Origin of the sequence: Stieleria sp., assembly GCF_041595215.1 — a bacterium.
Classification (GTDB): domain Bacteria; phylum Planctomycetota; class Planctomycetia; order Pirellulales; family Pirellulaceae; genus Stieleria; species Stieleria magnilauensis.
On sequence record NZ_JBFHKV010000120.1, the window covers coordinates 1 to 12,361 of the forward strand.

The 12,361-nt window shown below is 57.9% G+C and carries 11 protein-coding genes and 1 pseudogene; 5 read left to right on the plus strand and 7 right to left on the minus strand.

Annotated features, from left to right (window positions below):
* The coding region (locus tag ABX749_RS07060; RefSeq protein ID WP_372895349.1) for a carboxypeptidase-like regulatory domain-containing protein at nt 1–730 on the minus strand (730 nt) is incomplete at its 3' end.
* A gap of 137 nt (nt 731–867) precedes the next feature.
* Here ABX749_RS07060 and ABX749_RS07065 point away from each other — a divergent pair.
* Together ABX749_RS07065 and ABX749_RS07070 are read left to right on the plus strand one after the other, a co-directional pair.
* The gene (locus ABX749_RS07065) at nt 868–1,677 is read left to right on the plus strand and encodes a hypothetical protein (RefSeq protein ID WP_372895350.1); all 810 of its coding nucleotides are present in this window, start codon (nt 868–870) and stop codon (nt 1,675–1,677) included.
* Between the two features lie 203 nt (nt 1,678–1,880).
* Nucleotides 1,881–2,081, plus strand: a complete 201-nt coding sequence (locus ABX749_RS07070) for a hypothetical protein (RefSeq protein ID WP_372895351.1) — start codon at nt 1,881–1,883, stop codon at nt 2,079–2,081.
* 39 nt (nt 2,082–2,120) lie between these two features.
* On the opposite strand, the gene ABX749_RS07075 is transcribed toward ABX749_RS07070, so the two are convergent.
* A complete protein-coding gene (locus ABX749_RS07075) occupies nt 2,121–3,467 on the minus strand; it encodes an amidohydrolase (RefSeq protein WP_372895352.1) in 1,347 nt (448 codons plus the stop codon).
* Nucleotides 3,468–3,697: 230 nt separating this feature from the next.
* Here ABX749_RS07075 and ABX749_RS07080 point away from each other — a divergent pair, with 230 nt between their 5' ends.
* Both ABX749_RS07080 and ABX749_RS07085 read left to right on the plus strand, forming a co-directional pair.
* Entirely contained in the window at nt 3,698–5,392 is a 1,695-nt protein-coding gene (locus ABX749_RS07080) for a sulfatase (RefSeq protein WP_372895353.1), read from the plus strand.
* A gap of 75 nt (nt 5,393–5,467) precedes the next feature.
* Nucleotides 5,468–6,961, plus strand: coding sequence for an arylsulfatase (locus tag ABX749_RS07085; protein WP_372895354.1), 1,494 nt, complete (start codon nt 5,468–5,470; stop codon nt 6,959–6,961).
* 92 nt (nt 6,962–7,053) lie between these two features.
* On the opposite strand, the gene ABX749_RS07090 is transcribed toward ABX749_RS07085, so the two are convergent.
* Nucleotides 7,054–7,866: a ZIP family metal transporter gene (locus ABX749_RS07090; protein WP_372895355.1), complete on the minus strand. Its 813-nt coding sequence runs from the start codon at nt 7,864–7,866 to the stop codon at nt 7,054–7,056.
* A gap of 583 nt (nt 7,867–8,449) precedes the next feature.
* Between ABX749_RS07090 and ABX749_RS07095 the strand changes: the two genes are divergently transcribed.
* Complete coding sequence (locus ABX749_RS07095) at nt 8,450–8,962, plus strand: ferritin (RefSeq protein WP_372895356.1); 513 nt, start codon at nt 8,450–8,452, stop codon at nt 8,960–8,962.
* 132 nt (nt 8,963–9,094) lie between these two features.
* On the opposite strand, the gene ABX749_RS07100 is transcribed toward ABX749_RS07095, so the two are convergent.
* From ABX749_RS07100 to ABX749_RS07115, 4 genes and pseudogenes are all read right to left on the minus strand, one after another.
* Nucleotides 9,095–9,598, minus strand: coding sequence for a DUF1269 domain-containing protein (locus tag ABX749_RS07100; RefSeq protein ID WP_372895357.1), 504 nt, complete (start codon nt 9,596–9,598; stop codon nt 9,095–9,097).
* 51 nt (nt 9,599–9,649) lie between these two features.
* Nucleotides 9,650–10,603: a VOC family protein gene (locus ABX749_RS07105; protein WP_372895358.1), complete on the minus strand. Its 954-nt coding sequence runs from the start codon at nt 10,601–10,603 to the stop codon at nt 9,650–9,652.
* Nucleotides 10,604–10,856: 253 nt separating this feature from the next.
* Nucleotides 10,857–11,693: a hypothetical protein gene (locus tag ABX749_RS07110; protein ID WP_372895359.1), complete on the minus strand. Its 837-nt coding sequence runs from the start codon at nt 11,691–11,693 to the stop codon at nt 10,857–10,859.
* Between the two features lie 187 nt (nt 11,694–11,880).
* Nucleotides 11,881–12,361 (minus strand): annotated as a pseudogene (locus tag ABX749_RS07115) (hypothetical protein); the annotation flags it as partial.

Genomic DNA, 12,361 nt, shown 5'->3' on the forward strand with positions numbered 1-12,361 from the left:
CGGCCAACGAGTATTCGAATCCTCGGGTGGCAACGATGCGATATTGACCAGGCGCGACACCGAAGGCAGCTTTGCCGCTGAGCGTGTAGACCACGCCCTGGCGAACGGCGGTGTCGTGGTTGGACACGGCACCGACGGGAATCAACGCGCCCGCTTGATCGGTGATCGTGATTCGTCCCGGCATCGGGGCACCAGCGGGATCTACCAGCGAGATCTCAACCTGGGCGAGATTGCGACGTGTCTCCGCCGAAATCGGGTAAAGCCGGACTTCTCCGATCCGAATGTCATCGGCGTCCGTTCCATTTTGACGAATCTCCAACCGATTCTTGCCGTCGATCACGCTGCCCGGTGGGACCGGGAAGTCGACCCGCATGTCATTCTCGTCGCGAACGAGTCTTCCCAGTGACGCTCGGTTAAGCCGGACGTCCCAAGCCTGTTTGACGTTCTGCTGACGGAGTGTGAGCGTCCAGGCGTCAGCGTTGGCGGTCGATTCGAATTCTCGTTCGAAGCGTTGCGTGGGAGCATTCTCGGGAAACCACGCCCATTCGCGTTCTGCAGTGGCCCGAACGTGCTGCAACGCCTCTTCGATCACAACAGGCGACCGATCACCGGCCCAAATCGACGCGATCGAAAGCCAATGAAGAATGCTCAGCGAGATAATGATGATGTTTCTCAATTCAATCGCCCAAATGAGTCCAGGAATCTCAGCACCCTTGATTGTAGACGCCATTCGACCTCGGATCCCACCCGCTTCACCTCATTTTGCTTGACGCGATAGACATCACGTCTTATGGTGACGGCTTCCCCATTGCGGAACGGTATCGGAACACCGCAACGCAAACCTCCCTCGTTCCATGCAGGTGAACCATGCGTGCTTTCTGTGTCATGATGTCGTGTTTGATTTCATGTTGGGGCGTGGCCCAAGAAGCGTCAGAGGACCAGGCCAAACGGGCGATCGAACTGGCCAAGGTGGAAGCGAAAGCGTTGGAACTGTTCCAGGGTTCCCAAAAACTGAGGTGGGAAACCGAACCGCTGTTGCGTTGGACCAATCCGGTCTCCGGTCAAATTTATGGCGACGTTTACATTTGGACGCTGGACGGCCGCCCCGAAGCGATCGCGTCGATCTACAAGTGGTTTTCACCTCACACGCACCAGGCGACCGAACTGCAATCGCTCAGCGAGTCGGAGTTGACGATGACGCGTTACGGAGCGAGGGCCTGGTCGACCGGAAAGGGGCTTGAGATGAAGTCGCTTGCCGATGCCCCCGCGCCGAGCGATCGCCCGTTTCAGCGATCCAGGCAGATGCACGCGATCGCGGAACAATTCGTCGCCCAAGCGGAAGATCGCTCCGATCCGACGTCGACCTGGAATTTGCGTCGTTTGCCTAAACCGATCTACCGGTACCAAAGCGAAAAACGGGGCATCGTCGACGGGGCGATGTTTGCGTTTTGTCAAGGCAACACGAACAACCCGGAAGTGCTGTTGTTGCTCGAAGCCCGCCAGCGAGACGGTCAAACACAATGGCATTATGGACTGGGCCGACAGAACAGCCTCCGCTTTATCGTGCACCGAAACGGCGAGTTGATCTGGGACGTTCCGAAGTTGGCCCCGCCGTGGCCGGCCGTCAACCGGCCCGACCAGCCCTACCTGGTGATCAAATCACAATCCGCCAACTGATGCTTCCCGGAGGTGCCGCTGCGCTGACCTCCGGCTACTCGCTGTCATCCCTCCGGGATACTCGGTTCGCGATCGCTCTCAATGAACAACAATCGGGGTGCTTGTTGTCAACGGTCGAGCCAATCGAATCGCTGGTCCTGTGATAGACTGACGCGATTCACTGAACTCTCCATCCGAGACATTTTTCAAAGGACCCCTCAGACATGGCGAAGAAGCACATCACGTTGCAACACAGCGAGAGCGTCATCGTGCAGGCCGCGGCCCAGATTTATTCCGCCTACATCGCCAGCGGGCGAGTTTCCGACGACGACGCCACGAAATACCTGAAACAGTCGATCATGGAAGCCATCACGATTGCCAGGAGCGTCGATGACGCGGTGATCAGCGACGGCGAAATGGATTAGTTGACTGCAACGCGACATTGAAGCATCTCGGCGATCGCATCATTCAGGCGATCGGGCACCGGCTTCCTCGCCGCCCATCAGCGTCATCAGCGCAACGACGGTGGATTCGACGCCGCGAATGACAGCCGGTCGGGATTCGATCTTGAACAGCGGCGAGTGATGACTCGGCACCGCGTCGCCGCCGGCTGCTTCGGTGTCGAAGGCGGATTGCGGGGTACCACCGACAGACCAATAGACCGACGGGATCGTCGGATCGCTGGTGAAGATCGGGAAATCTTCGGCCCCCATCCCTTTGGACGGTTCGTCGATGACTTGATCTTCGCCAATGTTTTTCTGCCATGCGGCGCGCAGTCGCCGCGCCAGATCGGGCGTGTTGTTTGTCGGCGGTACACCTTCTTTGGACACGGTGACTTCGGGCAACTTGTCTTCCGGCAACCCCGCCACTCGTCCCATGTTGGTTGCGATTCTGCGGATGCCCTCCAACAGCGTCTTGCGTGTTTCCGGACTGGTGCTACGGACGGTCAGCTGAAGATGTGCTTTGTCGGAGATGATGTTGTGTTTCGTTCCGGAATGAAAGGAACCGACCGTCACCACCCCCGGAACACGCGGCGCGATCTCGCGGGAAACCAGAGTTTGTAGCGCCAACACGATTTGGCTGCCCAGGACGATCGGATCTTTTCCCCGATGCGGACTCGCGCCATGCGCCCCGATACCGTGGACGACGATGTCGACCGTGTCGGAACCGGCATACGGGCTGCCTTCGGTAACATTGATCAATCCGGATCGGTCGCGTGAGGTGACGTGGAACGCGAGTGCATAATCGGGGACGCCGAAACGTTCCCACAATCGATCTTGTTTCATCGCACGGGCGCCCATCACACGCTCTTCGGCCGGTTGCATGATCAACATCAACGTGCCTTGCCAGGCATCGCGGTGAGCGGACATGTAGCGTGCCGTCCCGACCAAACTGGTCAAATGCACGTCATGACCACAGGCATGCATCACGGGAACCACCTCACCGGTGATCGGGCTCTGCTGGGTCACTTTGGACGCGTTGGGAAGTCCCGATTTTTCTTCGACCGGCAATCCATCCATGTCGGCCCGCATCATCACCGTCGGCCCCTCGCCGTTGCGCAGCAGCGCGACGACTCCCGTGCCTCCGACGCCTTCGGTGACATCAAACCCGACGGCGCGCATCTCCCGCGCCATCCTGGCCGCGGTCTTGTATTCGACCAACGACAACTCGGGATTGCGGTGAAAGTGATCGAACAGATCTGCCAGATGCGTTTCATAGTCGGCGCGGACCGACTGTCGTAAGTCCTCGGCGAACGCTCTCGGCGGGACCAGGATCGCGAGCAACAAGAGCATCAGGCAGGTCGGTTTCATCGGCTAGACTCCGGTTGATGAACAACGCTGGGGGGGATCACTGCGATCCCGGTTGCGCAAAATTGTTTTGATTCGGGCGTGCGTTGGCAACGATCGGCAAAGGACTTTCTCGACATCGCCCACAATCTGATCACGAGCGGTGATCATCGTCAGTGGCTGCATTATACTGCGTGGCCGGTTTGACCACTTGAATCACACCCCACTCGATCTCCCCCACGTTTGATTTGATCATGACCCTTCGCCCCGTTGCGTGCTTGCTTTGTTTCTTGTTGGTTTTCTGTTTGGTGGTCCAGGATGCAGACGCTGCCGAGCGTCCGAACATCTTGTACATCATGTCGGACGACCATGCGGCACACGCGATCTCTGCGTACGGCAGCCGCCTGGCCGAGATCGCTCCGACGCCCAACATCGACCGTCTGGCCGAGGAAGGCGCTCTGTTCACCAACGCGTTCTGCACCAATTCGATCTGTTCGCCGTCGCGGGCCTGCGTGCTGACCGGTCAATACAACCACGTCAACGGATCGTTCGATCTGAGCGGCAGTGTTGAACCGGGCAAGCAGATGCTGGCCATTGAAATGCGCAAGGCGGGTTACGAAACCGCCATGATTGGCAAGTGGCACCTGAAAGCCGAGCCGGCCGACTTTGACTACTACTGTGTCCTGCCCGGACAAGGGAAATACCATAACCCTGATTTTCGCGTGCGGGGCGACAAGCCGTGGGGCAAGAACCTGATCAGTTTTCAGGACAAACATGTCACCGATGCGATCACCGACCTGTCGCTGAAGTGGCTTTCCCAACGCAGCGACAAAGACAAACCGTTTTTCTTGATGCATCACTACAAGGCGCCGCACGATTACTTTGACAATGCGGCGCGTTACGAATCCTATTTGGCCGATGTCGATATTCCCGAACCCGAAACGCTGTGGAATCGTGGCGAGTCGTTCGGATCCCTGGCGACACGCGGCGACAACGACGAGCTGGTTCCCCACATCGGCACGTCGATCGGGTCGCGTAACCCACGTCGATCCTACCTGCTGGATTTGCCCAAGTTGTATCCCAACGAATTCCCCATGGGCTATGACCCGGCGGATTACTCCGACGAGCAAAACACTCGACTGGCGTACAACGCGTACCTGAAAAAATTCCTGCGCTGCGTCAAAGGCATCGATGACAACCTGGGGCGGCTGTTCGATCACCTTGAAGAGACGGGCCAGATGGACAACACCGTCATCATTTACACCGGTGATCAAGGCTTCATGCTGGGCGAACACGACTACCAAGACAAACGTTGGATGTACGAGGAATCCCAGCGGATGCCCTTCCTGGTTCGCTACCCCAAAACTGTTCCCGCCGGTCAACGTTTCGACACGATCGTCGAAAACGTCGATTACGGCCCCACGATGCTGGAGTTCGCCGGCGCTGAAATCCCCGCAACCGTCCAAGGTCGCTCGTTCAAATCCATGCTGGAATCCGGCGAAGAGCCCGACGATTGGAAGCAGGCGGCCTACTACCGCTACTGGATGCACATGGCCCATCACGACAACCCCGGCCACATGGGCATTCGTACCAAGACGCACAAATTGATCTATTACTATGGCTGCAATTACGACGGCGGTTACCAGACGCCCGCCGGTTGGGAGCTGTACGACCTGGTCAACGATCCCCATGAAACGCGCAACCTGTACCATGATCCCGAGCACGCGAAATTGGCCGCGAAGCTGAAATCTCAGCTGGCTGAGACCCGTCAGCGTGTCGGTGATGACGGGTCGCATTACCCGGCGTGCGAAGCGATCGTGCAAGAATTCTGGGACTATGACGACGCGGACCAGGCCAAGGCACGTGAGATTTCACACCAGTATCTCCAGCGGCGACTGGAAGAACTGGCGGCCGGCCAGCGGAACATTCGGACGTACCAAGGCAAGTGAATTGGCGTTGAGAACCCACCGTGGGTAGAATCTTCTGCTCTGACCGCACCTTGCTCGCACCCCCAATGTCCAACGATGAAGATCCGGTTTTCCCTTTGCCTACTGAGCGTTCTTGTCGGTTGCCTGTTCGCAGCCCGGTTGCCCGCGGAATCACTTGCCGGCTCGCGACCGAATATCATCTTGGTGATGACCGACGACCAGGGGATGGGCGATCTGTCCTGCATGGGGAACCAGCTTTTGCGGACGCCCCATCTGGATCGGTTCCATTCGATCTCGACTCGGTTCACTGATTTCCACGTCAGCCCGACCTGTGCCCCGACCCGATCGGCGATCTTCAGCGGCCGCCATGAATTTCGCAACGGCGTCACGCACACGATCAAAGAACGCGAGCGAATGGCGCTGTCGACGACGACGTTTCCGCAGCTGTTGCGAGAATCGGGGTACGCGACCGGGATTTTCGGCAAATGGCACCTGGGCGATGAAGATGCATACCAGCCCTACAACCGCGGCTTCAGCGAGACCTTCATTCATGGAGCCGGCGGGATCGGACAAGCGTATACCGGCAGTTGCGCGGATTTTCCGCCCAATCGAGTCGCCAACGGAAAGTACTTTGACAACGTCATCCTGCACAACGACACCATCGTGCAAACCAAAGGGTTCTGCACCGACGTGTTTTTTCAAGCGGCACTCGGCTTCATCAAACACCAACACGAATCCAATACGCCGTTCTTTGCCTACATCACCACCAACGCGCCGCACGGACCGATGCTCGCACCGGAGAAGTACAAAAAGCGATTCCGCGAATTGGGCTGGGATCAAAATCTGCAAGGCCGCTACGGGATGATCGAAAACATCGACGACAACTTCGGCATCTTGATGGACAAGCTCGACCAGTGGGACCTGTGGGACGACACGCTGGTGATTTTCATGACTGACAATGGCCAGGCCGGGCGCACGGCCAAGAAGAACGGCAAGGTCGAACCCGTCTTCACGGCAGGTTTCAAAACCGGGAAGGGTTCACCATATGAAGGCGGAACCCATGTGCCGGCGTTTTGGCGTTGGAAGGGAAAACTGGGTGAAGGCGTCGACATCCCGGCGCTGACCGCGCACATCGATCTATACAAAACGTTCTGCGCACTCGCCGGCGTCTCGATCCCCGACGACATCCAACCCATCGACGGGCGTTCCTTGATCCCCTTGTTGGAAAACCCCAAAGCCCCGTGGCCGGATCGCAAGCTGTTCGTCCATCGAGGTCGTTGGGAAAAGGGTGATGACCCCAATAACAGCAAGTTCCAAAACTGTGCCGTCCGGACGCAGCGTTGGCGGTTCGTCAACAACGAGGAACTGTACGACATCTCGGTGGATCCCTATGAAGCGAAGGACGTCGCGGCAGATCACCCCGAAGTCATCGCGGAATTGCGCAAGGCATACGACCAGTGGTGGGCCGAGACGGTGCCGTTGATGGTCAACGAAGATGCCCCCTATGCCGAGCAACAGCCACAAAAAGTGCGTTACGAAAAACAGTTGGCCGAGAAAGGAATCCCCGACTGGGCGCCGCCAGCGCTGTAGCGAAGTCAGGTGGGATCAACATCCCGCCTCACGTGACATTCATTCTGATCAGAACGGCCGACTGAAGGGACGCTTGTCTTGCGGACTTGGGCTTAGCCCAGAGAGACATCGAGTATCATCATCACGACAAAGCCGATCATCAGAAACAGCGTCGCGAGATCCTCATTGCCTTCTTGCTGAGTCTCCGGAATCAACTCTTCGACGACGACATAGACCATCGCGCCCGCGGCGAAGCTGAGCGCGAAGGGCAGCACCGGTGCGGCGTAGACTACGACCGCTGCCCCGATCACGGCCGAGATCGGTTCGACCAAGGCCGACGCTTGACCGAGCAGCCACGATTTGGTGCGACTCATGCCTTCCCCGCGCAGTGGGACGGCCACGGCGAGGCCCTCGGGAATGTTCTGCAAACCGATGCCAAACGCCAACGCCGTCGCGCTACCGATGCTGGCGATGGAAAGGTCACTCCCCGCGCTCCCGAACGCAACGCCCACGGCGAGGCCTTCAGGAATGTTGTGCAGCGTAATCGCAAGGATGAGCAGCACGCTTCTCTGCCAAGCCGTCTTGACGCCTTCGGCCGACGCATCGGGCAAGCCGCGATGCAAGTGTGGAAGCGTTCGATCGAGCCCATACAAGAAGAGGCCGCCGAGTAAAAAGCCGACGGCGGCGGGAAACCAGCTCGGCCATCCCAATTCGCCCGCGACTTCGATCGACGGCGAGAGCAGACTCCAATAGCTGGCGGCCAACATCACACCGCCGGCCAACCCCAGCATGGCATCAAACAGCGATCGATGGACTCGCACCAGACCAAACACCAGTGACGCCCCCACGGCCGTCAGCAGCCAAGTGAACCCACCGGCGAGGAGCGATTGCAGAATCGGGTCGAGATCGTTGAACCAGTCGAGCATGCGTTCGCCACCGCTGAAAAATGTGAGTCATGCGAGAACCGGCGGCAGACTCACCGCCAGATGCCGCAAGACTTCCTGTCTTCAATGCTTTTCGCCAATGGCCGAACGTCGCTGATCGCGTGACCATCGCGTTGGACAACGACAATTGCAAACGGCGCGCCAACGTTTCGCACGAAGGATCGCTCGCTACGGTGAGGTGCCGGACGACAGGGGATGCCGACGACAGGGGACTCGTCGCCTCGTCCACTACCTGGAAATTGCGCTGTGCTAGATTACGAGGGGGGCATATAGGCGGAAAAACCGATGGACGCGGCTGCCCGAGCGCGGACGCTTGCTCGTTGAGCGTCCCCGCTGGTCTGCGATCGACAAACCGCCGAACGCAGGTGTTCCAGCCCGTTGCGAGCCCTTCTCCGGCACCAGGACTCGACAGAACGCGGCGGCGCTGCGAAAACCGATGCTTAGCGACCTCGGTGATCGACCTGTTGATGGAAGCCCGCAAGCGTCTGATGCCAGCGCGTTGACCGAGGAGCATCGAATCAAATCAACAGGTCGTTACCCCATTCACACGAAAGGCCCCTCACAAATGTCAAATCAACAAATCAACGACGCCTTAAACGGACAAATCGCCTCGGAATTTGAGTCCTGGTATTCTTACCTGGCGATGAGTGCCTGGTGTTCTCGCGAACAACTTTCCGGTTGTGCGGGCTGGCTTCGTGCACAAGCTCAGGAAGAGTACACACACGCGATGAAGATCTACGAATTCCTGCTCGATCGCGACGTTGAAGTCAAACTGTCACCGCTCGACGCGCCGCGGGAGACGTTCCATTCGATCGTCGAGATTTTCGAGTGTGCGTTGCAGCAGGAACAGGCAAACACCAAACGGATCGACGAGCTGTTCCACATGGCGATGGAACAAAAGGCATTCGCGTCGCTGGTCGAACTTCAATGGTTCGTGACCGAACAAGTGGAAGAAGAGAAAACCGCCCGGACGAACTTGGCGCGGATCAAGATGATCGCCGATGATCCCGCGGCCGTTTTAGATTTCGACAACGCATTGGGCCAACGCAACTTGCCGATGGACACTTCGCCCCAGTGATCGCCGAGCGTCGTGACGACGTCGGCGACAGAGGATGCCGACTGCAGAGGACTCGTCGCCTCGTCCACTACCCGAAAATGCCGAGGACTCGTCGCCTCGTCCACTACCTGAAAATTGAGCTGAGACGGAATACTAGTCCATCTCGTATCTCTCCAAGGTCTTGGGGTCGGTTGCTTTGAGCACCTTCTCGGCGTGGTTGAGAGCTTTGTTGTCGACGTCGTGCACAATGACCAGCACCGATCCCGATTCCACGCGGGCTGCGTAGTCGGAGCTGACGTCGTGGTCGACACCCCAGCGATCCATCACGCCGAGCAGACTGCCGATGGCGGCGCCGATCGCCATTCCCACCAAAGGTCCCGCCATGATAAACGGCCCGACCAATGTGCCGGCCGCGATCGGAGCGGCAACCGTCCCCCCGATCAGCATTCCCAACGAGGTGCTCCGCCCGTCGGGTCCATGCTTGCCCGAACCGTGCTCGTGTTCCTCATGCAGCTCACTGAGGTGCACCGCGGCCGGATCGGTGGAACTGGAGACCACCGAGATATTCTTTAACGTGTAGTGTTCTTGCTCGAGCTCTTCCAGGCCGACTTTCGCAGCAGCGTGCGTTTTGTATTCGGCGATCAAACATTTGGACATGATTGCTCTCCCCATTCGCGGCAGACGCCCTACATCACCATTTAACCCGATTCACTTCAATTCGCCAAAATTCAATTGCCAGGACACGCCGAACGAGTCCGTCACCCATCCAAACCGGGTACTGAAACCGTAGTCATCCAACGGCATCAAAACGTTTCCGCCGTCAGCAAGTTTCTTAAAAATTGATTCGACCTGTTGTTTGCTTTCGCAGTCCACGAAAAGAGAAACCGACGGCGTGAATTCAAACTGGTGATCGACGGGGCTGTCGATACAAAGCAGCCTGGTCCCGGCGACGCGAAACGCCGCATGTTTGATCGAACCCGCCGTGCCGTTTTCGCCTTCGACATATTTCAGGACCTTTTCGATGCCACTGTCGGGAAAGACCGAAACGTAGAACTTCATCGCCCGTTCCGCCTCTCCTTCGAACATCAGTAGCGGCGCTGCGCTCGGTTTCACGATCGGGGCATCGGGTTGCTTGCGAATCATCTCGCCCGACATGAACGTCTTCCAGTTTCCATCGTCGGTGAGGATTTGGGACGTGGTTGCGATCCGATCCGCATGACGGAACTCGTAGATTTCTCGGTAACGAGCCGTCGCTCCCTTGACGGACATGCTGGGTCCTTCAGCGACGAAGACCAGCTGTTTCTGTGCTTCATCCAGCGTTCCTTCGTAGTCCCACTTGAAGTCGAGTGCATTGTCGACCCAAGTCGCGGTGAACACGTTTCTCTTTTGGTCAACACCGAGCGTCTGCTGGGCGTGACAATGAAATCCGCCCATGTTCGTCCGAAACTCGTTGACGACCCAATGGTCGCCGATCCGACGCGACGTCATCGATCCCTTGTAGGTCACCGACTGATCGGGTGAATGAGAAATCGTTGTCCAATCACCGTCGAACTTTTGGATCCAATCGGTCGATACTGTGTCCGCGGGCTCGGGCGCGGTCTGCGCCACAGCCAAGCTTGTCAGCAACAACGAGAAGCCTACGATGCGAGGGACTACTGTCATCAATCCGCTCCTGGCGTTTAGATCATCGCGAAACAACCTCGTTTCGCTGTATCCATCGTCCCCCATTCCGGACCAGAATGCTAGGCTCTGTCCCGAAACGTTGTAGCCACCGTCGCCAGACGGTGGTTTGACGCGTTCCAGCGACCGTGGATCTATGTATGCCGAGGAGCCGTCAGGCACAGCCTGACCCACACCGAAACACCACGCGAGTTGTGTCACGATGAACTAAAGTCGTGCTCCCGTCCCCAATCCTTCACTGCGGAATGACGTCTGTCAGTCCGGTCAGGTAGGGCGTACGTTGCTCGACGCGGTCCCGTTCCAGGAATTCTTCGGCCTGCCACACCGTCTCGCCCCGATGCAATAACCGCAATTGCCGCCACGTGAAACGGACCGCTTGATACGTCCAGACACTCTTGTCGCCTTCCCTTTGAATTTCAAAACGGAGCAGCAGCTCTGGGTCCGTCCCGTTGTCCCAAACAAACGCGAACAGGGCGCCGTCAAACTCCGCCGTCGAATCCTCGTAGCGGAACAGCGGCTGCGGGAGCAATCGCAGATGGTTCGTCTGGCCGTTATGAATCATCTCGGCCTTGAATTGACGAGCCATCCCGCGCATCTGAACCAAGCGTCGTCCGGCATCGGCCGAAATCGCTGGACCGGACGGCACCGTTTTCAACTCAAGTGTATCGACCTCCGGCATCCACCGTTTTCGCGGCGCCCGGCCGACGGACATCGGAACGATCGGTGTCGGCCGTAACAGGTGTAGTTCAACGAACTCGTAATCTTGCTGATTGATGGGAATCGACCCGATCGTTCCGATCAAGGCCAGTTGCTTGGAGGGCGTTTTCCAAACGAAGACACTGCCAAAAACATTGCCTTCGGAACTGAACCGGAACAGTGGGTTGCTTTGCCACTGATAGACTTGGCCGTCCTGCGACTGGATTTCCAATTCTTTTGCGGTCTGATCAAATCGATCAAACAATCGCTGGCTGCGTTCGTTCGTTTCCTGATCAGGCGCCGCCGCGTCTTGGGCAGGTGCGACTGCAACGGACACGACACCGATGACAAGAAAAGTTCCCAACAGACGAGACATCAACACAACTCCCTTGAACGACGGTGGGCGGAAGACGAGCATGCGGTTTGTCGATCAACGTGCGAAAACCAAGCCTCAGCATAACCCAAAACAGACACATCGTCTACAACGGGTACCGAAGCCGCCCGCGGACCGGCATCGCTCGACTTCTCCGCGATCGCCTGCTTCTCCGCGATCACTCGGCGGCTCATCGATCAGGGTCGGACCGATACCGTTGGTTGACGACCTGGAACGCGAATCCGTTTTCCGTCGCGTCGCTCTGGAACGTGGTTTTGGCGATGTCGCCCGGGAACGACCTGCCATTGTTTTCGCAAAATCCCTTCTCCATCGATGCCAATGTGTCTTCGAGGTCGCGTGGTAGGAATCGGACGACGTTTCGCCCCGCGGTGGGAATGTTGGCCGACTCCAGGAGTTGGCGATCAAACTGGGCAAATGGGTTGGTGCGTTTCCAAGAAAAATACAATCGCTGCTCGGTGTCGGGTTGGCGATTGACGTGACGGACAGGTTGCGTCGCCAAATGCGAGGCGGATTCGATCGCGTTGTCGCCGCCTCCGAACGCCGCCAATTCGATCCCAAAATAATCCAATTGCGAAGCGTAGTCCTTGATTCCACGGGCGTGAAAGACGATCTCCCAGCGTTCCCAGCGGCCAATCGCGTCGACGTCGCCG

Coding starts and splice junctions, on each gene's coding strand:
- ABX749_RS07080 (WP_372895353.1), top strand. CDS start 3,698: ATGACCCTTCGCCCCGTTGCGTGCTTGCTTTGTTTCTTGTTGGTTTTC.
- ABX749_RS07095 (WP_372895356.1), top strand. CDS start 8,450: ATGTCAAATCAACAAATCAACGACGCCTTAAACGGACAAATCGCCTCG.
- ABX749_RS07090 (WP_372895355.1), bottom strand. CDS start 7,866: ATGCTCGACTGGTTCAACGATCTCGACCCGATTCTGCAATCGCTCCTC.
- ABX749_RS07065 (WP_372895350.1), top strand. CDS start 868: ATGCGTGCTTTCTGTGTCATGATGTCGTGTTTGATTTCATGTTGGGGC.
- ABX749_RS07110 (WP_372895359.1), bottom strand. CDS start 11,693: ATGTCTCGTCTGTTGGGAACTTTTCTTGTCATCGGTGTCGTGTCCGTT.
- ABX749_RS07085 (WP_372895354.1), top strand. CDS start 5,468: ATGAAGATCCGGTTTTCCCTTTGCCTACTGAGCGTTCTTGTCGGTTGC.
- ABX749_RS07070 (WP_372895351.1), top strand. CDS start 1,881: ATGGCGAAGAAGCACATCACGTTGCAACACAGCGAGAGCGTCATCGTG.
- ABX749_RS07075 (WP_372895352.1), bottom strand. CDS start 3,467: ATGAAACCGACCTGCCTGATGCTCTTGTTGCTCGCGATCCTGGTCCCG.
- ABX749_RS07100 (WP_372895357.1), bottom strand. CDS start 9,598: ATGTCCAAATGTTTGATCGCCGAATACAAAACGCACGCTGCTGCGAAA.
- ABX749_RS07105 (WP_372895358.1), bottom strand. CDS start 10,603: ATGACAGTAGTCCCTCGCATCGTAGGCTTCTCGTTGTTGCTGACAAGC.